Source organism: Schlesneria sp., assembly GCF_036405755.1.
GTDB lineage: Bacteria > Planctomycetota > Planctomycetia > Planctomycetales > Planctomycetaceae > Schlesneria > Schlesneria sphaerica.
Window position 1 is genome coordinate 1 of record NZ_DASWWZ010000181.1, and the last position, 21952, is coordinate 21952.

Genomic DNA, 21952 nt, shown 5'->3' on the forward strand with positions numbered 1-21952 from the left:
CGGGAATGTTCTTCCTTTCTGGGTGTTGCGCACTGGTCCTCGATTCGACGAAGTCGATTGCAGACTGAGGAACGGGCCGCTGAAGGACAACTCTTCCGGCAGGGTTCGGTTTTCGCTCAGCCCTTCACGAAGCGAAGCGGACCGACAAAGCAGCATGGCGAGTTCTTAGTTTCGCGCTGAGCTGAATGCGCTGACGGTGATGCCAGCGGCTTCCAGCGAGTTGCGGATGCGTCTGGTAAATTCCAGAGTCTCTGGGCTGTCGCCGTGCAGGCAGATAGTCTCGGCGTCGACCGGGACTGTGGTTCCCTGTCGAGACGTCACCGTTCCCGATTGCAGCATCGTGAGTACCTGCCGCACAGCGGTTTCCGCATCGGCGATGACCGCTCCGGGAAGGTCTCGCGGTGTGAGGGAACCATCTTCTTCATAGGACCGGTCGGCAAATACTTCACTCGCCGTGCGGAGTCCCGCCCGCAAACCCGCCGCGATCAGTTCGCTCCCCGATTGACCAAACAGAATCAGGCCCGGGTTCACGCTGCGGATCGCTTGGGCAAGGGCATCTGCCAGTGCAGGGTCTCGCGCTGCCATGTTGTACAAGGCACCATGCGGTTTGACGTGCTGCATGGTACCTCCTTCCGCCGTGACGAACGCTGCAAGAGCACCAACCTGATAGGTGACCAGATCGCTGGCTTCCTGCGGCGTAATCTTCATGGCTCGGCGCCCGAATCCAACCAGATCAGGCAGTCCCGGATGGGCTCCGATTGCAACCCCTTTCTCGAGTGCCAGACGGACAGTTCGGCGCATCGTGGCGGGGTCGCCTGCATGGAAGCCGCAGGCGATGCTGGCGGACGTCACGAACTCAAGGACTTCGGCGTCCTGTCCCATGGTATAGGCGCCGAAACTTTCGCCAATATCGCAGTTCAAATCGACGAGGCGTTTCATCCCATCAGGCTTTCGATCGAAAGGTGTTAACGAACCATGAGAACAAGGCCGGACGTCAGTCTCTGCATCGTCGCGTCTTGTGTTCGGAGAGCCTGCTGGGCCTCGTCCACGGAAATCGGTGTAAAGCGGATTTTGTCCTGAGGGCGAGCCTGGGCCAGGCGAGCAAGGTCGACAGTGGCGACCTGAGCGATCTTCGGGTAGCCGCCGGTTGTCGGTCGGTCCGCCATCAGGACAATCGACTGTCCCCCTGCCGGGACCTGAATCGATCCCATCGTCACCCCTTCTGAAATCAATTCCCGTGGGTGGACGAGTTCCAGCGGCGGACCCTTCAGTCGGTACCCCATGCGATCTGACTGGTTCGTCACGGTGAAGACTTCGCGAAAGAATGCCTGCTGGCTTGCCCGTGTGAACCAGTCAAACTGACCTCCGCAAAGCACGCGGACCGGGGGGGTGAGGTCCAGTTCGCACAGATCGGCTCCGGCAAACCACTTTGCTTCGGATCGCCCCTGATTTCCCGCCAGGGCCGAGAGTTCTGCGATCATTGCTTGACCCCAGTCCGAGATCGGGCCGGTCTTGAGCAGGTCCCCCGCCTGCAAAGCCCGCCCCTGGAACCCGCCCAGATTCGCACGCAGGTAGGTGCTTTGACTGTTGAGCACAGAAGGAACATCGAAGCCCCCTGCGATGGCCAGATAGGCGCGGCAACCTCGGACGGGGGGCCCGAATTCAAGTCGACTTTGCTGCCGGACCCAGACCGGTCGCCAAGAGGCGATCGGGGTCCCATCGACACGCGGCGAGAGGTCGGCGCCGCAAATTGCAATCAGGGCGTCGTGGTCAAACGACAGGACAGGCCCGGCCAGCGTGATTTCCAGTGCGGCACTTCCGGATGCATTCCCCACCAGCAAGTTCGCAATCCGCAGGCTGATCGAGTCCATGGCACCGCCGACACTAACGCCATACTGCTGGTGACCGAATCGTCCCAGGTCCTGCACGGTGGTTAAGAGGCCGGGGCGGATGACACGCACGCTCATGGTGTTTGCATCCCATCGAGGGCCTCGGAGAACGTCTTCACGGGACGGAACCGCACCTGATCACCGGCCCGCAGGATCGTCGGTGGCGATCTGTCAGGACGGAACAGAGCGAGGGGAGTTCGCCCGATCAACTGCCAGCCACCCGGTGTCTGCAGGGGATAGATGCCCGTCTGATTCCCGGCGATCCCGACTGATCCGGCGGGAATCTGCAGGCGAGGTGACGTCCGCCGGGGAGTGGCGATACGCTCGGACAACCCGCCCAGGTAGGGAAATCCCGGTGTGAAGCCGAGCATATAGACCAGATATACCGGACTGGAATGAATCTCGATCACCTCGTCGCAGGACAGACGATTAAACTCGGCGACATACTCCAGATCGGGACCCAAATCACCTCCGTAGCAGACGGGAATTTCGACCGTCTCAGGGGGCGAATCCGGCAGGGTCTCGAGCAGCTCCACGGCGCGCTGCAGGTCCCGGCGAATTTCTTCAAATGTGCTCTTCAGTGGATCGTAATAGACAGTGACCGTGGCATATGCGGGGACCAGCTCCAGCGATCCGTGCGGCGGAGACGTGGACAGGCTGTCGTACAGGGCTCGGACGGATTGGTGCGTGGAAAGGTCGATGGAGTCGCCGAATCGCACAACTGCGGCAGAGTCTCCCAGCGGGATAATCTCAGCGAAGTGGTGCGACGGGGCCAAGCAGGTACCTGTTGGATCCGGTGTGCTACCACACCGCCTTTCAAACGACGGGCAACTTGATCGAAAGACTCGGTGAACGTCGCTCGCCGCCGGGCAGGCATGAGACGGCGGCGGCCAAGCGAGTCTGTGTCGATCACAGGTTAACGAGGAACGGAGATGCTGTCGCGGGATCATCACTCCTGCGAACGCGCTGCCAGGATTGAGAGGCGGTTAACCGATGCGGAGCTTCGAGTGATCGTCTGGAGAAGTGGGACGCAGCACCCGTGGCTGGAGTCGCGCAGGATGATCTAGTTGATGCTGCCCGAGAGATTGTGTCTCAGTTTTTCCCGTGCGCGGGCCAGAGTCGGGCCGATGGAGTTTTCCGGAATGCCAAGTCGCTCACCGATTTCACGATAAGTCCGACCTTCCAGATGAAACTGCCGGATGATGTTTGCTTCGCGTTCGGGAAGGCCCTCGAGCATGCGCTGGACTAACTCGCGGTTCTCGATTCGTGTGAACTCGTTCAAGCCTGCATGGGCCATCTCGACGTTGGCCGTCTGAGACTTCACGTGTCCCATGGCTTCAGCCATGCGGCGGGAAATCACTTCGCGAACGACGATCCGGCGGGAAATCACCGCCAGATAAGTGGCGAGCGAACTTTCCCCTTTGAATCGCCGCAGAATGGCAAAATCATTCGCGAGAAAAGCCAGGAAAATCTCGGCACAAAGATCGTCCACATCACTGGGGCTGAGCTTGACGCTACGGGCTTCCGCCGTGTGATGAATGACGTGGACAAACAGGCCAGAGAATCGATCAACGAAGTCACGCCAGCCACTGCTGTCCCGCGCAAGGCAGCGTTCGAGAAGACTACGATCGCGGTCGGTGAGTGCCACGTTGCACCTGAATGTTTTGGACCGGATGAATGACGGAAGGGTGACAATCTGTCTTTGGAGCTTACAAGGGACCCGTGCCGCCCCGCAAGGACATTATCCCGGTGAGGTCAAGGTGGGGAAACCTTGGATCGGCATAATTCAGTATGCCTTCAGTTCGGGGATGCGGTGGCTGAAATTGGAGCACTTGCGTGAAATCGGTGAAATAAACTCCGTTTGTGCAAGATCTTATTGTCGTGGGGTTCTGTGTGGATCAGGGAGATTGAATGGAACAGGAAAGTGTTTCTCCATGTGACGAGAAACTTATTGCGGACTTCTAGGTGTGAGCTAGAATAGCGGTTGCGCAGATCCCTTGAGGTCTGAGGTCACGGGTGGGAACGGACCCATTTTTACGGAGCGACGGGCGGCTGCGGGCGCGCAGGTGAAACGCGAACGATCTTTGCCGTAGAAATCTGTCTGTTATCTGGCTGGCCCGTGTCCGATCATTCCTGATGACACGACTACAATTTGAAAGAGCGCATGTCCGACGACCTGAGTTTTGCGGATTATGAAAGTCGCCTCGATCGCTCGATCAAGGCCAAATCACCGGATTTCTTCTCGGGTGACCGACTGCGGCACCTGATTTTCTCGGGCCAGTTCACCCGGCCTCTGCTGGATAAGCTTTGTCGTCTGGCCGACAAGATTCGTCTGCTGGCGAAATCAAAAGAAGGGCATCGCTTCCTGAATACGTTGCTCTCACACAAGCGGGCAATGCTGTACTTCACGCAGCCCTCAACCCGAACATTCATGTCGTTTGCCGCAGCCTGTCAGATTCTGGGGATGACCTGCAACGAAGTCCGCGACTTGTCGGTCTCGTCCGAGGCGAAGGGGGAATCGCCCTTTGATTCCATCCGGATGTTCAGCAGCTACTTCGACCTGATCATCATGCGCAGTCACATTCCCAAGTTTGCGGAATGCTGCGGTTACATGATGAATACGCTGGCGGACAGCCAGCGTCGCAGTGTCCCCATCATCAATGCCGGGGCGGGATCAGACGAACATCCCACGCAAGCGCTGCTTGACATCTACACGATTCAGCGCGCTTTCAGTTTCACTGACCCCAAAGATTCCCGTCAGTGGACCCGCTACGACGAATTGCGTCAGCAGTTTCCCGGATTGAGGAAGGGGATTGCCGGGAAGACGATCGGATTCTGCGGAGATATTCGACGTGGTCGAACGGTCCGCTCACTGGCTCAGTTGCTGGCGCTGCACGAACAGGTCCGGCTGGTGTTCATTTCGCCGCCGCATCCGGCGCTGGCGCTGCCCCGCGATATGAAAGACAAACTGATCGACGCCAAGGTGGATATTCGTGAATGTCACTCGCTGGAAGATCAGCTCGACGGAAAACCGGTCATCGAACAGTTCGATGCCCTCTACATGACCCGCATTCAGCGCGAACACAATTCGGGTACCGAGGAACAGGAACTGAATGAGCTCGATTATTCGCACTTCAAGCTGACAAAGTCGCTGGTCGCACGCATGAAGCCCTACGCGGCGATCCTGCATCCGTTCCCCCGCGACAAAGAGTTCGGCGAGATCCCCCCTTCGATCGATGAAGACGAACGGGCGTTCTACTTCCGCCAGGCACGCAACGGCATGTGGGCCCGCGCTGCACTGGTCGCCCACATCTTCGACGTCGACGGCGAGATCAACGACTACTACGAACAGTACAACAGCGAAATGCAGATCTCACCGCAGTAAACAACCTCAAAACACCACAGCACGACCGCGATTGGTCGTGCTGTGTTCCTGTGTAGGATCCAGTTAAGGTAGTGGGAGAATCGAGTCCGCAGTTCAGACCTTCTGCAGTTTCCTGCGGGAGTGATCACTTTGCGGTGACGATGAGCTCTCGCATTTCCCTGACCGCTTGTGTGAAGCCAACCATGATTGCGCGACCGACGATGCTGTGGCCGATATTCAATTCTCCCGCGCCGGGGATCGCTGCGACCGGTTGGACGTTGCGATAAGTCAGACCGTGTCCGAAATGCAGGACCAATCCGCAGTCGCGCGCGAACTGACCGGCGCGACGAAGTTGCTCCAGTTCCTCTGCCTGTGCGGCGGGGCTGGGAGCGTCAGCGTAACGACCGGTGTGGAGTTCGACCGCGGCGCAACCGAGAGACCTGGTCGCTTCAATCTGCTTTTCTGATGGATCTATGAACAGGCTGACGATGATCCCGGCGGCGTGCAGTTGATCGACACAGCGACGGACACGATCAAAGTTACCGACGACGTCCAGCCCCCCCTCAGTCGTCACTTCCTCACGCTTTTCCGGAACGAGTGTCGCCTGTTGCGGAAGGACTTCCAGAGCAAAGTCGGTGATGGCTTGTTCGGCGGCCATTTCGAGATTGAGCTTCACCTGGACGGTCTGCTTCAGCACGCGAACATCGCGGTCCTGGATGTGCCGTCGATCTTCGCGCAGATGAACGGTAATGACGTCGGCACCGCCGAGTTCCGCGAGCGCCGCCGCCCAGACAGGGTCCGGTTCAATCGTTCTTCGTGCCTGCCGCACCGTTGCAACGTGATCGATGTTTACACCCAAAGTGGCCATATCTGATTCACCAGCTCAATACTTGAAATACACGACCCCACGCTCGCCGATCATACCTGATCGCCCCGCAAATGTTGATTCGCTATGTCACAAACCAGAAGGGCTTTCTACCGGCTGAGTCCCTTTCGATCCGGCGTTACCGGAAGTGACACCCGTTCCGGAGAAAGGTGTCATCAAATTTCTCAGACCACTGCGTGAACAGCCAAAAAAGCACCCCCACCTGCCGGATCAGGACAAGTGGGGGCGAGTCTCTTCTGCGTCGGTCACACGAAACGCGATCAGGTGATATGGGCACCTTTGGTTTCGACGTAGACGGCGTACAGGGAGGTGCTGGCCGTCATGAAGAGGCGGTTTCTCTTCGAACCGCCGAAGCAGACGTTGCTGCAGATTTCCGGCAGGCGGATGTGTCCGATGCGAACCCCTTCTTTGGGCTCGAAGACGTGGACCCCGTCGTAGCCTTCACCGACCCAACCGGCACTTGCCCAGATATTCCCGTCGATGTCTGCCCGGATGCCGTCGGCGAAACCGGCGGGTTCTTCCGTTGTCTGGGGATTGGCGGGACTGGGCCGCTTGAATTTCATCGATGCGAACTCTTTCCCTTTGCCGAGTTTCTTTTCATCAATGATGTCCCAGACCTTGATGTTCTTCGGTGCCTCGTCGTAATGAGATGCCCCGGTGTCGGCGACGTAGACTTTCTTGTAGTCGGGTGAGAAGCAGATTCCGTTGGGCTTGTAGATTTCGTCCGTCAGCTTTTCGATCTTCAACGTCTTGCCGTCGATCCGGTAGACCGCCTCTTTCTGATTAGGCTGCTTGGAGTCGTTGGGCGATTTTTCGCCTTCGTAGTTCATCAGCGCTCCGTAGCCGGGATCGGTAAACCAGATATCCCCGTTGGGATGGACGACACCGTCGTTGGGTGCGTTAAGTGGTTTGCCGTCGAACTTGTCCGCCAGCACGGTGATGGTGCCGTCATGCTCGTACCGGACAACACGTCGATTGCCGTGCTCAAACGAGATCTGGCGCCCTTGAAAGTCGAACGTGTTCCCGTTGCTGTTGCCGGCGGGATGGCGGAAGGTGGTGACATGGCCATCTTCCTCCAGCCAGCGCATCTGCACGTTATTGGGGATATCGCTCCAGAGCAGGTAGCGGCCGACGCCGTTCCATGCCGGCCCTTCGGCCCACAGCATGTCAGGACTATGGTAAAGTCGCTGGATGGGGGTGTTACCCAGGGCGTACTTTTTGAACCGGGGGTCGAGTGTGACGATGTCTGGGTCAGGATAGCGGACCGGGGCGGCATGAGGGCCGAAGTCACGGGCGAGTCCCTTCGATGCGGCGAGTCCCACGGCGCCAGCCGCAACGGCCAGAAAAGAACGGCGGGCAAACTGCGGGGAAGAGGCTTCAGCAGCAGGTGCGTTTGCGATCGGGTCAATCATGGGCGGCTCCATAATCTGGAAGGGGACGACGAAGGCCCCGCGTGAACTTGCGGAACCATCACAGGATGATCAGGAAGAGTGCCCACGGTATCAAACCTCTGTGGCCTGCGAAACAGAATGCATCTGTACATGTGAATGAAACGACTGAATGATAACGAGAGGGGGACGTGGAGAGATGTTTCCCTATCGTCATTCGCCGATGGCAGATTCATCCTGACCGAGAGACAGATCCCTGGCGGGGTGGTCCCCCTTTTGAGCGAACCGGCAAACTGCCCGCATGTCTCTGCGACGAATAACTCGCGTTCATGCCGGGCGGGCCAAGCGTGAACGAATCTCGTTGGCCGTGTCTCAATCCGTTCTGTGCTTGCCGGACGAATGCCACTCAAGGAGTGGAGGAGTGGACGAAACCCCAGGCCATGGTTTCGCGTCATCACGCCCAGCGATAAGATACGAGTCTGAGAACACTTTTCATGAAACGAATCTGACTGCCCCATGACGCCCTCAAAATCGCCGAATATTCTGAACGAGATTATCGATCACAAGCGGAACGAAGTCGCCGAGGCGCGGCGGCTGCGACCTGAGGAAATGCTGCTTGATCGAGTCAAATCGGCGCCACCCGTCCGCGATTTTGTGGGGGCTCTGCGGGCCGCGTCGGATATCGGTCTGATCGCAGAAGTGAAGAAGGGATCGCCCTCCGCAGGGGTGATTCGGGCGGACTTCGATCCCGTTGCGATCGCTCGGATTTATGAGGCACATGGTGCGTCGTGTTTGAGCGTGCTGACGGATGAGCATTTCTTTCTCGGGCATCTCGATTATCTGACGGCCATTCGGTCGGTCGTCGGGATTCCGGTGCTGCGGAAAGACTTCCTGATTGATCGCTATCAGGTACTGGAGGCACGGGCTGCAGGGGCCGACTGCATTCTGCTGATTGCGGAATGCCTGGACGATTGCCAGTTGCGAGACCTCTATTTCTATGCCGCAGAGCTTGGCATGGAATCGCTGATTGAGCTTTACGATGTTGAGAATCTCGACCGGGTGCTCAAGCTCGAGCCAGCACTAATGGGGATCAACAACCGTGATTTGCGGACCTTCGTAACCGATCTTGATCGCACGTCTGCGCTCGCCCGCCACATTCCCGCCGAGACCCTTCTGGTCAGCGAGAGTGGCATAAAAACGCGAGCTGACATTGACCGCGTGAAGGCAGGTGGAGCCCGGGCCATCCTTGTGGGGGAAACCCTGATGAAGAGTCCCGACATCGGTTCTGCCGTCGATGCATTGCTGGCGCGATAGTTTCTCGTCTCTATCTGGAGTTGACGCTTCATGGCCGGAAAAGTTGCCGTTGAATGTCCAGCCTGTACGGCAAAATTGAATTTGTCAGACGACAAACTCGGCAAGAAGGTCCGGTGCCCCAAGTGCGCCGAAGTCTTCCAGCCAGAGCCACTCGACGATGACTTTGACGACGACGTCGACGAAGGATCAAGGTCGTCCTCGGGTAAAAAGCGTTCTTCCGGTAGTGGGGGTAGCGGTCGGGCTCCTGCCAAAGGGGTGAAGAAGGGTGCGAAAAAGGGGAGCTCCGCAGAAGGGGGGTCTTCGCTGCCACTCATCATCGGCGGTTCCATCGCCGTGGTGGCACTGATCGGTGTCGGGATTTTCGCTTCGGGCGTTCTGAATCAGCAGCCTCCTGCGGCACCTCCTCCCGTGACCACGATGCCGATGAATGGTATGCCCATGTCGGCGATGCCACCCGCTCATGTTCCCACGCCCCCTCCGGCGCAGCAGCCTGCTGTCGCCGAGCAGATTTCGCCTGCGGAGAAGACCCTGGCCTTACGCTGGATGCCGGCGGAAATTGATCTGCTGGTGCATGCAAAAGTCGCTGACATCCTGCAGGCACCTTTGCTGCAGGGACCACTCCGCCAGCCGGCCGCACAGACCGCGTTGCAGGATCTTGAGAAGCAACTGGGGATGGCACCGGCCGATATCGAGAGTCTCTCGATCGGAGTGGTCGATCTGATGGGGACCGTCCAGAAAGCCCGTGAAGCCGCAACGCGAATGGGGGGAGCGGGGATGCCGGGTCCGGCAGTTCCTGCGACGTCCCTGGACGACGGTCACCTGGTCATCGTCGTTAAGTCGAAAAAGCCCATCGACCTGAAGGCCATCGCTCAGACAGAACCGACGAGTACTCTGGTTGAGAAAGCGGGCAAGACTTACTTCGAGGTTCCACCCAAGGAGGGGCAGAAGGGGAGTTTTGGTGGCTGGTCACCTGCTCCAGATACGCTGATCGTGGGAACCATGGCCGAGTTACTCGTCACGATGGACCGGGGAGAGACAGTCATCCCCAGGAAAGAGTTCAGCGACATCGATGCAACCCCGCAATTGGTTATCGCCGGGCTGAATCGGAACGCCGGAACTTCGACCGCGGTCCCTTCGGAAAATGCTCCTTCATCACCCGATTTTCTTTCTCAGGCAATGAAGGCGAATGAGCAATATGGCCTGATTGGAGGGCGGCTTGGTCTGACGGTGAAGGGGGGCTTTGACTTGCAGGTTTCTGCACTCAGCAGCACCCCCGAGGGGACGCAGAAGGTCAAGGAAGACCTCGACACACAGTTGGGTCAACTTAGGACACAGTTTGACGGGTTCAAGCAGTTCGCTCCTCCGCTGATTGCCGAGATTGGCGAGATGCTGCTGACGAACCTGAAGGTGGACGTCAACAACTCAGTGGTCAAGGTATCGACCAGCGTCCCTGATTCGGCGCAGCAGCAACTCGAGCAATTACCGGCAGTCGTCATGATGATGGCGATGACGGGGGGATTGAGTGGCGGGGTTGGTGTTCCGGGAACGGGGATGGATCTCGGCCTTTTCGGTGGGAATACACCGGTTGTAGGCGGAGAACTCGACGCATTGCTGGGTGAGACCGAAGCGGTCTCCGCATCGTCCGTGGACGGGCTTCCCGAGGGGCTGACTCTGACGGCCAAATCGGCCTGGAGCGCGGCGTCTCTTTCAAGTTCATCTCCAGGAGCAGAGGTCCTTGAAATTCTGATCGACGTGCAGGGTGAGGGTCTGGAGGGGATTTGTGGGGCGACGGGAGCCACCTCAAAAACAATCACCACCCAGGGGGGCGGCACGCTCAAGCGTTCCAAGCGAGTTCCCCCGAGTGGCATCGATCCGCAGAAAACGTTCCTCCCGTTTGACGTCACCAGTACGCTTCCCACGGGCCATCCTCCGATGACACTTCGGGTTCGAATGTTCGTTGATACCCCTGCCAAGATGCCGGCACAAATTGACGTTCTTGAGGGCTCGTTCAAATACCTCACCGCAGACAGTACGAAAGAGGTGACGATCGAGAACGTTCCTCAGCGTGCCAAGACCCCACTGACGGAACCGGATTTCAAGACGGCAGGATTGAAGATGATCCGAAGTCTCAAGGATGTGGTGCCGCAAACCATCAAGCTGCAGTGCGGCAAGGACCATTTCCTGAGTATCGTCCAAGGTCAGCCCGGTGATATCGTCAGTGTGACAGAAGTTGAACGAGGAGCCACAATTCAGCGGCTCTATTCGCGACATCCCGACGGCAAGTTTCCTGAGGAATTCGAAGTGGCGTTCAAGCTCTACGGAAACGTGAAGGAGCAGACAGTCAACTTCCGCTTCGAGAATGTACCACTGCCCGAGCAAAGTGTCCGACTTGACGCGTCTCAGCAGGCAATCGGTGTTCCGCAAGAGCAGTGATGCCGACGAGAGGCCTTGCAAAGGACACCGGGGTACGAAGACGAGAACGAGCGGTAGCAGTCCGTTGAAATTTCTGCCGTACCGCACGTTCGTCCTGATGATGGGTTTCAGTCGTTGACGGCTTCGGTCCCTCGAATGGCCTTCCACCAGATGAGCGGTGAAAATTCCCCTTTGCGCCTCACTGCGTGAGGCGTTATGGTGGCTTTCGTCAGTCCGTTCTCTGATCATCGGGTGATCCGATTCATGTGGACCTATCGAAGCCAATCATTCGACGGCGGTCGTCTTGTCCGGATCGGTCTCGACGGCGACCTCCTTCCGATGACATTCCTTGCTGTCATTCGAGCGTGGCAGGTCGACTCGGAGTTTCGGTCGTACTTCAATGACGTTCTGGCCACGTCTCCCTTTGCAGAGTTCCGCTGGGAAACGCCGCCGGTGACCCGAGCAACAGCACTCCAGCCCTTTGAGTTTGTACTCGTTGAAAGTCCCGGGCTGGCTCGAACTCCTGATCCGACTCCTTTTCAGCAGCATTTTGGATGCAGCGGGCACGGGGATGTTGTTGAGTTTGCGAACCTGGGTCACGACGCGGTCCTGATCGTTCCCCGTCCCGTTGCTGCCGCGACGGCATATTGCCACCTGGGTGCGTTTGTTCGTGAAGCACCCGAGTCTCAGCGGCAGTCCCTCTGGCAACGGGTGGGAACCGCCATGGAACAGCGGCTCGACGCCCGCCCCGTCTGGCTCAGCACGGCAGGAGCGGGCATCGCGTGGTTGCATGTCCGGTTGGATGATCGCCCCAAGTATTACCGGTACGAACCTTATCGAAACTTCGACCAGAACCCGTCGTTATCTGGGAACCCGTGACTCATTTGATCGGCCTGTCACTCCAGGTTCAGTCCCCCTGAGTTTCACGAGGGATTCTGAGGTTCGTTCGTGCTCGAGCTTTCCCTGATGTGACGCTGCATCTCTTCCGGGCTGATGTCCTGTTTATGGGTGGCAATGCACCAGATATGACCGAAGGGGTCTTCGATCTGTCCGGAGCGGTCACCGTAGAACTGATCCATGACGGGGGTGCGCTCTTTCGCTCCGGCGTCAAGCGCCTTCTGGAAGACGGCATCGACGTCGTCCACATAGACGTGCATCGTGATCGGGGAACCGCCCAGTGTTGAAGGAGACTTGCAGCCGTACTCCAGAAACTCGTCGGAGATCATGACGGTGCTGTTACCGATGCAGAATTCGGCGTGACCCAATCGGCCATCGGGCATCATCAGTCGGTAGGCTTCCGTTGCGCCGAAGACGTCGCGGTAGTAGTCCAGGGCTTTGAGGGCATGTCGGCTGACCAGGTAAGCAGAGACGGTTTGCCGACCAGCGGGAACGGATGGAAGGGTCATGGGAACTCCTTGGGCGGAATGGCCTGAACTGGGCCCGCGTCGAACGTCGAATTTACGAAGTCTGGCCGCTCACAACCAGAGACGACGCTATTTCAGAAACGGTACGAAGAACTCTGTCAGTGCAGGAGTTTTCTTTTCGCCGTCTCAAGGTCGCCTCTGTCGCGGCCGTGCCCAAAACACCGGGGACGAGCACCAGGCCGTTGCACGGAAGTTCGTTCGCCTGTGCAGCGGGAACACTCTGCATGGGGGGGGGACCCAACGAAAAAACCTGCCTCACCGGGTGGGCGAGGCAGGTTTTGCAGGAAAGCGTTCTGGGTGAAAGCGGGTTATTCGCTTCCGCCGTCTTCGGTTGAACCTTGCTTGACTCCACCCTTCAGCTTGGCACCTTCCTTGATGGCGATCAGGGTGCTCTTGTTTGCGATGAACAAGGTGTCATTCGCAACCACGGGAGTGGTGTAGAGCGAGTTGATCATATTGTTCTCAGCGAGAACATTCAGCTTGTTAGAGAGTTCGAAGACCGTGATGTCTCCATCTTCGTCACCAACATACACCTTGTCATCGACGATCAGAACGGATCCCCAGGCGGCAGAGAACATATCGTGGGTCCAGTAGACGACGGGCTTGCCGTCTTCGACCTTCTTCGCATCGACACAGTGAACCAGACCACCGATATCGGTCACGAACAGCAGGTCGTTCTTGATGGCGACGCTACCCATCGTGCGGTGCATGGTTTCTTCGAATTCTTTCTTGCCGTTCTTGTTGCGGTCAACGACGTCATAGTGCCAGATCGCTCCCGCGTTGGGATTGGGAATGGCTTTCTCACCCTTGGTCGTGTCGACGGCTCGCAGGCGTCGGTGCGGGATTTCTTTTCCTTTGTCATCCACGGCCAGTTCAAGGCTGATGTCTCCATCCTTGGTGGGGTCGATGCAGTAAAGGTGTCCGTTTCCTTCGCCGTGCTCGGGGTCTTCCCCCATCCCGACGTAGACGTATCCGTCATAGAACACGGGAGTGCTGATCAGATGGTTGCGAGTCGAGCGACCACCGAGAACATAGAGTGACTCTTTGGGGTTGCCGTCGAACTTCCAGAGCAGCTTGGCGTTTCCTTTGCCGTCCCCTTCGGGATCGAAACTGTAAAGCCAGCCGTCGCCGCCCCCCATGACGACTTGCTGACGACCACCTGCTTCAAACACGCAGGGGCTGGACCATTGACCGTGCAGCACGTTGATGCCGGGTGACTTGTCCGTCCACAGCAGCTTACCCGTGTTCTTATCAAGGCAGATGAAGCTCGGGGCGTTCGGGGCAGGGATATTAATATGCCCTTCGTCCACACCGTTGCCAGTGATCACGAAGCACTTGTCGCCGACGCAGGTGATCGAACAGGAACACATGTTGTGCTGGGAAACACCCAGGTCGCCCATCATGTCGTAACGCCAGATGATGTCGGCTTCGTCCTTGTTCTGGTTCGGCTCAGCCTTGTAGGGGCCGTCATTCTCGCCGTCATGAAATCCTTCTACGTCGAGACAGACCACTTCACCACGGCTGGTGTTGTACCACAACCGCGTGTCATCGCAGAAAACGGTTGAGCAGATCCCCTGCTGTGGCCAGTCATGAACGCGGCCTGTGGGCAACTTGGGCGACGATGCCTGCCAGAGGAACTTTCCGGTCTTTTCGTCAAAGGCGAGCAGCACACCCAAGTCAATTTTCGAGGGGTAACGCTTCAGGTAGCCGTGCGTATTATTAGTGCCGACGAACACTTTACCGTTGGCAATGACGGGGTTGCCGTAAGTCTGCGAACCCAGAGGAGCCGCCCAGAGGACGTTCTCGCCTGTTTCCAGGTTCCATTCGAAAGGGATGTTCTTCCCGGGAGGGGTGTTGTTGCGATGAGGCGATCCACCCCACTGCGGCCAGTCATATTTGCCGACTTTCATCTTGCTGATGAAGTTCAGCGCGTCTTCCGTTGGATCAAACTTATCGGCTGCTACTGCCAGGCCTGAGATCAGCCAGAGTGCCGACATCACAGTCGTCATTGAACGAGAATTCATGTTCGGTTCCTTAGCGCCAATTCATCGTTGAGTGATGGTTCATTGGTTCAAGTGGTTCGGGTGATCGGCTTACGCAAGCAAGTCGCTCACCTGCCAGCAATGATCCGTCTGTTGTTCGTGCCAGGTCTGCCAACCTCACTTTGATCGGACGAGCTCCATCAGGCTGACTCGTCCGACTTCCGTGAGTCTAAGACTACAGGGGCGTTCCCTATTGGGGTACAACCCTGACGTTGTCGATGAAGATTTCGGCGTCTTTGGCGTTACCGACCAGGCCTGGGCTGCCGGTCTCGTTGCAGGGGCTGTCCGCCCATTCAATCGACCATTCCGCGGGTTCCGGTTCGTCACGTTTCCACGCTTTACCACGGCAAACAGACACCCGCTCACCATCGCGATCTTCGTTGTTGACGATGAACTTCATCGTGTACCAGACTTCCGGTTCCCACTGGAAGTCGACTTCGTGCACCTTCTGATCGTGAGGGACCCAGGAATAGACTTTCAGTTTCTGGGCGGCACCCATCATCTCAAAACGGTACCGCTGGTTCGTGACGCCGATATCCGGCATCTTGGCTTTCGGATCAGCATCGACCCCGGCTTCGACCTGGTTCGCCAGGACATCCGCCTGAATGACATAGTTCTTTGAGCCCGGGTGTCCCATCCAGCCCTGACTGCGGGTCCCCTTCGGAATCGTGGTGATCTTGCACATCACGCCATTGCCCGTGACCTTTCGCGGACCTTTCGTCACGACCAGTTGAATCGGGATCTGGTCGTTGCCGGTCCAGGCCCACTCCGAGATCACCCCTTCATCCTGCAGCAACTTCAACGAAGCATCGAGTTTCTCTTTGCCCTGATCCTGATTGGTGATGGCTTCAATCAGTCCCAGATATCGTTTGAATGCGGTAAAGGCCTGAGCCGGGGTTGAGTCGTCATACGTCGCCTTGGGGGCGGGAACGTTGGTGAATTGTGTGGAAAGGTAGATATAGAGCTTCGCAGCGAGAGGGTCTTTTTCCTTCAACGCTTTGAAGAAGTCATAATCAACGGCGATGTGTCGATAGCGAATTCCGACACCCGTAATGGGAACCAGGCCATCGTCGAACGTGAAGAGCCACGGAGTTTCTGGAGTGATTTCGGGGATCACTCGGATACGGGCCTGACCTTTCAGTTCGCCCACTTCCGCGTTGACGATGACGGGGGCGTTCGTTGCGCCACCTGGTCCTGCGTAAAGTCCCGCTGCGTCAATCGTTCCTGGACCCTGGATCGAGTACTTCACGTCTTTCGGATCCGCTTTCTTCAGATACTGTCCGTTGGCGTTGTACAGATAGACCGAGTACTGCTGTTTGTTGGTCGGTTTCAGCAGTGATTCCACCGGAACGACCAGTGCTGTCGCGGGGGTCTGATCCTTTTGAACCGAGGCTTCAGGTTCAATCTTCGGAATCGGATCGGCCGATGGTTTTACGTCCGCTTTTCCGATGCAGTACATCATCGTTTCGCAGGTGATGTAAACGCGACCGTGCGAGATGATGGGCGACGCATTGACGTCACCTTGCTCCAACCGCAACTGATGAAGCTTCTTCAGGCCTTTTTTCTCGTCCGGGGCGAAGATGAATGCCCGACCATTTCCGTCGACGACATAGATCTTTCCATCGCCGTAAACGGGACTGGCTCGACCGATGGTCCCGATCTTGGCTTTCCCGATCTGTTCGCCGGTCTTCAGGTCGTTCACGAAGAAGACTCCACCGTCGTCGATCGAGTAAATGCGATCGTTCAGTACAAGCGGGGCCGTCTTGCCGACGAACTGTTCCTTGTTGCGCCAGATTTCTCCGGTCTTGGTGATGTTTCCTGTCTTGGAGGCGTCAATCGCGAAGAGTGCCCCCATTGCCGTGTCGTCCAGGTTTTCTTCACTGTGACCACACAGGACCGTGTTGCCGACTACCGTCGGAGCGGTGTTAATCCCGCGAAGTGAAGCGTCATAGCTCCAGATGATCTTGCCGGTGCGCGGCTGCAGGCCATAGACACTGCCGTCTCCGCAGCCCAGGATAAACTGAGCTTGTCCGTTGATGACCGTCAGTGCTGGTGAGCTATAGGTCGTATCTTCCGGTGCAGGACGGGTACTCTGGAACCAGACGGCCTGACCATTCCGTTTGTCGAAGGCGATAATTCGGTGAGCAGGGCGAGCCATTTCACCCCAGCCGATCACGACGCCGCTGATGATGGCGAGATTCTCGTAAATGATCGGGAAGTTTGTTCGGCCCCCGTAGGTGCTGAGCATGCCGTATTCTTCGCTGAGCGAGCGGGACCAGAGTGTTTTTCCGGTTTCGCCGTCGATACAGACGAAGTAGCCGCAGACACCGAGTGCGATGACGTTTCCGGTTGCGGGATCACCAACGACACTGGACCAGCCCACGCGTGTGTCGGGGACGTCTGTCAGAAAGACGTTGAAGACGTTTTCCCACTTGATTTCGCCCGTGGCGGCATCGGCACAGACGACTTTTTCCGCTTCTTTGGTGGTGCCTGGATTGTGTCGGACCAGTGTATAGAGCTTGCCGTTCATGACGATGGGCGTCGAACGGGTACCGAGTTCGGCCTTGCTCCACAGCAAGTTTTCCCCTTCGGGACTCCACGAATCCGGCAGATCCTTCTCGCGGGAGATGCCGTTCATCTCAGGACCACGCCAGTAAGGCCAGTCGAGCGGATCAGCCGCTTTTTTTTCCTGGCCGAACAGTCCCAGTGGGATGGCTAAGAAGAGGCCAAAGAGGCAGGCAAACCAAGATTGCATCGGCATGGTGAATATCCTGTGCTTCAGACTCAAGGGTCGGCTGGCGGGACGACAAGGCGGGGCGTCAAGCGATGTAGTTAACCATAACCAAACAGAAACTGTCGGGCAAGGAGGGGCAAATGTGCAGGCAGTCACGTGTTTGCCGGCGCCGATCATGATTAACAGACATTAAGGTGTCCCGGTTCTATGATCCGGAGCTCTGAGGGTCTTCATTTCAGTCCCCGCGACGAGGGGCCACCCCTGATCGGTCGAGAATCCACGTCGCATGCCACTGCATGACCGTCCTCTGTCTGCCCCGGAGACATCGGTCACAGGCGTTCGGGGACAGGGGTAACACACAGAGGTTTCCTTCTGGCAAGGCACCCGATCGGGCCGCAGAGGGATCTCGTCGGCGAGGGTGCGTCAACATGGCCTCGGGTGGTGGAGAGTTTCCGGTTCGATCGAGGCCTCCATTCACGTCTGGCAATTTGCTCGAACAATCGCGCATCTTGACTGTCTGTGGCTAATGTGACACGCTTCCCCCTTAAATTGGGCACCCGTTTGATCTGTGTAACTGAGAACCTTCGCGGATTGTGGTATCCGTGTTGTGGAAGATGGTGAAGAGAAATGCTGATTAGCTGGAACTGGTTGCAGGAATATGTCTCGCCTGGTGTTGCGGTTGGGGAACTGTCCGACCGTCTGACGATGTCCGGGCTGAACCTCGAAGAGTTTCACGAGGTGGACGGAGATTTCTGCATCGACCTGGAAGTAACCAGTAATCGTCCTGACTGTCTCGGCCATCTCGGTGTGGCACGGGAAGCGGCCGTGCTTTACCAGAAGCCGCTCAAGGTACCCGCCGCCGCGCCACGCGCTGGGACCACCACGACCGCATCGGTCACCTCCGTCGCCATCGAGGCCGCTGACCTCTGTTCGCAGTATCACGCTCGCGTGATCCGGGGAGTCAAAGTCGGTCCCAGTCCCGCATGGCTGGTTTCGAGGCTGCAGACCGTTGGAATCGCCTCCATCAACAACATCGTCGACATTACCAATTATGTCCTGATGGAATGCGGGCAGCCTTTGCATGCATTCGATTTCGACAAGCTGAAAGGACAGAAGATCGTTGTCCGGCGGGCTCGTCCCAATGAAAAGCTTCAGGCAATCGATCACAAAGAGTACGTTTTGACTCCTGAGATGTGCGTGATTGCCGATGCGGAACGACCCGTTGCCATCGCGGGAGTCATGGGGGGGGCCGAAACCGAGATTACCACGGCGACTCGCAATGTGCTGATTGAGGCGGCTCTGTTTTCACCGTTGGCGATCCGCAACGCTTCCCGCAAATTGAAGCTGCGCAGCGATTCGTCTTATCGATTCGAACGAGCCCTCGATCCGCTCGGACCCGATTGGGCCAGCCGCCGCTGCTGCGAACTGATTCTGGAACTCGCCGGGGGTGAACTGCTCGCGGAACCGATCTTCGCGGGGATGGCCCCTGCCGCGCAGCGTGAACCGGTGTTGTTCCGCTTCCCTCAGTTGCGGCGCATTCTGGGGATCGACATCCCTGTCGAGCAGGCGGTCCGCATCCTGGAAGACCTGGGACTGAAGCTGCAGTCGCGAGATAGTGATCAGTCCGCCCTGTTCCATGTTCCCTCGCATCGTCTGGATCTGACCCGGGAAGTGGATCTGATCGAGGAAGTGATTCGGATCTACGGCTACGATCAGATTCCTGCCGATGCGGCTGTTCCGCTGTGTGCCAGCAAAAAGCGATTCCAGGACCGGGTGAGTGATCGAGTCCGCGAGACGCTGACCGCGTCGGGATTCTACGAAGCGCTCACCGTGTCACTCGTCAATGAGACGGAGCGAAAACTGTTCACTCCGCGTGGGGAACTCCCCTCACTCACGATCGAGCATTCGGACTTCCCCGAGTTCAGTCGGTTGCGTCAGAGTCTGATTCCCAGTCTGCTGGTTTCACGGCGCGAGAACGAGCGTCATGGTCAGTTCAATGCGCAATTGTTTGAGATTGCCCGCGTCTACCTTTCAACGGATAAGTCGATTCCTGAACAGCAGGCCGAGCCCCGAATGCTGGGCTGTGTCAGTGGTCGATCGTTCCAGGAATTGAAAGGGGTGATCGAACAGGTCGCCAGCCGTGTGAATCCTTCGATCGATCTGACTGTCCGGCCGACGGAAGGGCCGCAGTACGTCCCCGGACGCGGTGCCGAAGTTTATCTGAACGGCGACTTGTGGGGTTGGATGGGGGAACTCGACCGCTCCGTCACCGACCAGCTCGACCTGCGTGATACGGTTTCAATTGCGGAACTGGATCTGGCTGTCCTTGAGGCCCACGCCGACCTGATTCCCCAGTTCCGTGACCTCCCCACGCAACAGCTTTCGGTGCGTGACCTGAACTTTGTTCTCGATGAACCGGTGACGTGGGCGAACCTGGAAGAGACCGTCCGCAAGGCGGCGGGACCACTGCTCGCGTCTGTTTCGTTCGGGGGACAGTATCGCGGGAAGCAGATTCCCGAAGGGAAAAAGTCCTACGTTGTCACGGTTGGGTATCGCTCTGATCGAACGCTCACCAGCGAAGAGATTGAAGCGGCACAACAGTCGGTGATTTCCGCCTGTTCCAGCCAACTCGCCGCCACCCTGCGTGGCTGATCTGGTCACGCGGGAACAACGGAACCGAAGGTCTCGGTCATCGATGGCGGACGGGGTCGAGTCAGGATGAACTGGCTCGACCCTCGGCGTCGCTGGATCAGCACGGCAACCAACGTGTGTTTCGCCCTTGCGCGAATGCCCGTGAGGGGATGTTGCTCACAATCAACGAGCGGCGATAGGAATTGGTGCGCTCAGCGTTACGGCGAAGTCTGCGACCCGGGGGACTGCCAAACTTGCGGCAGGATCACTGCTTCAGCGATTTTGCGAAGTTTGAAACGGATTCCTGCAACTGTTGCTGGGTCTGGATGGTTTCCTGGAGCGATGTTTCCAGTTGAGCACGGACCCGTTTGGACATGGCGCGGCGTGAAGGCCTTGTGCAGACCTGCTTCAGGCGATCCAGGTTTGACTGGAGTTGAGCCAGTTGTGACAGATGTCCCCGCAGGAATTCGTCGACATTGTCTGTAAGGGACGTGGTGGCGGCGGGACTGACGACCGGGCTGATGGCTGGACCGACATCCGAAGGGGTCTCGTCCAGGACGTGTGGACTTGTCCGCTCTTCCATTCTGGACGCCGACTTCTCTTCCGCTCGCGGCGACTCCTGTGGAAAGGGGATCGACGCATTCTCAAGAGAATCGGATGACCCTGTTTCGGTTTTCTCTGGAGTGTGATGCGTGTGGGGAGGATCGATCCCACGGCTGGGCATTTTCAGTTGAGCCGGCCGCCCTGTTTCCAGGATGGTTGTGGCCGGAATCGCACGCTTCGCGGCAACGTTAGCAGGCGAGCTGTTCCGCGAGATTTCTGTGATTGCCGAACTGGAATCGGATGAGTCGACCAGGGAAGCGGATTTGGGGGGCGTCGCTGTTTTGCGGGCACCTGCACGCTGCGGGAGTGCGAGGTCAGAATTACCTGGAGCGAAGAGCTTCACTTTGTTCCGCGGAGGGTTTTCTTCCTTCGCACCGGGCGGCGGCGGGGCGGGGAGCGGCGCAAAGGTCGTTTCGACCACTTCGACGCGAAAGGGTCCCAGCTGAAGAACATCACCGACGCTGATCGGGGCGAGGCGAATGGCTCGACCATTCACCCCGGTAGTACCGGCGCGCACAACATCGATCAGCCAGCAGCTCTGCTCGGTGCGGATCAGACACGCCTGCACGTGCGGCATGGACGGGTGATTGAGCCGAAGCTTGCACTGCGACCCCCGACCGACCATGGTCAACAGCCGGTTGATGGGCCACTTGTTATCGCTCTGCTCGACGCCGAGGAACTGCAATGCGAGTTGAGGAACGTGCGAGGTCAGAACCGGAGAACGCTCCAGTGGTGAAGCGACGGGAGGGGTCGGAACCTGAGGATCCTCGCGGAACAGCTGAAAGGGACCGATCGAGATGGGACGGTGGTCAACCCAGTGCCCCGCAGATCTTGCGTGTGCGTCATTCGCCGTTTTTGGGGAAAGATCCAAGTAAAAGAGATGCCCGTCGATCCACTGCAGCGCTGCATGTTGTGGATGAACGGCCGCGTGGTCGAGCTGTATGTCACAACTGGGATCACTGCCGATCAACAGATGGGCCCGGCCCATCTGGATTTGCAGCGACTCCTGTGCAGGGTGCTCAATGCGTAGCCGAACGGGAATTTGAGCCTGGCAATCGGCCGCGAGTCGTTTTCGATTCTGCTCGGCGGTCTCGCGTGATCTCGTTAAGTTTGCGGGATTCTCGGATGACGAGCCGACGCTACGGATACGCTCTTCTGAACGAGCGTCTTTCGCCTTGATGATCCTCAGGCGTCGACGGCGTTGCGTATTCCTCAATTCGCGCATGTTACGTCCCTCAACCTGAACCTCCGAAAACTCGAGTACC

15 protein-coding genes are annotated in these 21952 nt (G+C 57.9%); 5 read left to right on the top strand and 10 right to left on the bottom strand.

The window, feature by feature from the left end; genetic code table 11:
* Positions 1–165 precede the first annotated feature (165 nt).
* The 4 genes from VGE80_RS06000 to VGE80_RS06015 all read right to left on the bottom strand — a co-directional run bounded on the left by VGE80_RS06000 (position 166) and on the right by VGE80_RS06015 (position 3537).
* A complete protein-coding gene (locus VGE80_RS06000) occupies positions 166–939 on the bottom strand; it encodes a LamB/YcsF family protein (protein ID WP_440592022.1) in 774 nt (257 codons plus the stop codon).
* A gap of 26 nt (positions 940–965) precedes the next feature.
* Positions 966–1967, bottom strand: a complete 1002-nt coding sequence (locus VGE80_RS06005) for a biotin-dependent carboxyltransferase family protein (RefSeq protein ID WP_440592023.1) — start codon at positions 1965–1967, stop codon at positions 966–968.
* Complete coding sequence (gene pxpB, locus VGE80_RS06010) at positions 1964–2665, bottom strand: 5-oxoprolinase subunit PxpB (protein WP_440592024.1); 702 nt, start codon at positions 2663–2665, stop codon at positions 1964–1966. The genes VGE80_RS06005 and pxpB overlap by 4 nt, the downstream gene beginning before the upstream one ends.
* A gap of 287 nt (positions 2666–2952) precedes the next feature.
* A complete protein-coding gene (locus VGE80_RS06015; protein ID WP_440592025.1) occupies positions 2953–3537 on the bottom strand; it encodes an RNA polymerase sigma factor in 585 nt (194 codons plus the stop codon).
* 516 nt (positions 3538–4053) lie between these two features.
* Here VGE80_RS06015 and VGE80_RS06020 point away from each other — a divergent pair.
* On the top strand, positions 4054–5274 hold the full coding sequence (locus VGE80_RS06020; protein ID WP_440592026.1) for an aspartate/ornithine carbamoyltransferase family protein: 1221 nt from the start codon (positions 4054–4056) through the stop codon (positions 5272–5274).
* A gap of 124 nt (positions 5275–5398) precedes the next feature.
* Here VGE80_RS06020 and VGE80_RS06025 read toward each other — a convergent pair whose 3' ends face one another.
* Positions 5399–6121, bottom strand: a complete 723-nt coding sequence (locus tag VGE80_RS06025; protein ID WP_397568293.1) for a pyridoxine 5'-phosphate synthase — start codon at positions 6119–6121, stop codon at positions 5399–5401.
* 278 nt (positions 6122–6399) lie between these two features.
* Positions 6400–7551, bottom strand: a complete 1152-nt coding sequence (locus VGE80_RS06030) for an SMP-30/gluconolactonase/LRE family protein (protein ID WP_440592027.1) — start codon at positions 7549–7551, stop codon at positions 6400–6402.
* 492 nt (positions 7552–8043) lie between these two features.
* Between VGE80_RS06030 and trpC the strand changes: the two genes are divergently transcribed.
* The 3 genes from trpC to VGE80_RS06045 all read left to right on the top strand — a co-directional run bounded on the left by trpC (position 8044) and on the right by VGE80_RS06045 (position 12132).
* A complete protein-coding gene (gene trpC / locus VGE80_RS06035; RefSeq protein WP_440592028.1) occupies positions 8044–8841 on the top strand; it encodes an indole-3-glycerol phosphate synthase TrpC in 798 nt (265 codons plus the stop codon).
* A 30-nt stretch (positions 8842–8871) separates the two neighbouring features.
* On the top strand, positions 8872–11274 hold the full coding sequence (locus tag VGE80_RS06040) for a zinc-ribbon domain-containing protein (protein ID WP_440592029.1): 2403 nt from the start codon (positions 8872–8874) through the stop codon (positions 11272–11274).
* 243 nt (positions 11275–11517) lie between these two features.
* Positions 11518–12132, top strand: a complete 615-nt coding sequence (locus tag VGE80_RS06045) for a DUF6940 family protein (protein WP_440592030.1) — start codon at positions 11518–11520, stop codon at positions 12130–12132.
* A 44-nt stretch (positions 12133–12176) separates the two neighbouring features.
* Here VGE80_RS06045 and VGE80_RS06050 read toward each other — a convergent pair whose 3' ends face one another.
* The 3 genes from VGE80_RS06050 to VGE80_RS06060 all read right to left on the bottom strand — a co-directional run bounded on the left by VGE80_RS06050 (position 12177) and on the right by VGE80_RS06060 (position 17480).
* Positions 12177–12659 (bottom strand): VOC family protein, encoded by a 483-nt coding sequence (locus VGE80_RS06050; protein WP_440592031.1) that lies wholly within the window; start codon positions 12657–12659, stop codon positions 12177–12179.
* A gap of 326 nt (positions 12660–12985) precedes the next feature.
* Positions 12986–14701 carry an outer membrane protein assembly factor BamB family protein gene (locus VGE80_RS06055; RefSeq protein ID WP_440592032.1) on the bottom strand — a complete coding sequence of 572 codons (1716 nt, stop codon included), beginning with the start codon at positions 14699–14701 and terminating at the stop codon, positions 12986–12988.
* Positions 14702–14909: 208 nt separating this feature from the next.
* A complete protein-coding gene (locus tag VGE80_RS06060) occupies positions 14910–17480 on the bottom strand; it encodes an outer membrane protein assembly factor BamB family protein (protein ID WP_440592033.1) in 2571 nt (856 codons plus the stop codon).
* A gap of 600 nt (positions 17481–18080) precedes the next feature.
* On the opposite strand from VGE80_RS06060, the gene pheT reads away from it, so the two are divergent.
* A complete protein-coding gene (gene pheT / locus VGE80_RS06065) occupies positions 18081–20105 on the top strand; it encodes a phenylalanine--tRNA ligase subunit beta (RefSeq protein WP_440592034.1) in 2025 nt (674 codons plus the stop codon).
* A 244-nt stretch (positions 20106–20349) separates the two neighbouring features.
* Here the strand turns inward: pheT and VGE80_RS06070 are convergent.
* Positions 20350–21952: FHA domain-containing protein (locus VGE80_RS06070; protein WP_440592035.1), on the bottom strand; the 1603-nt coding region annotated here is incomplete at its 5' end.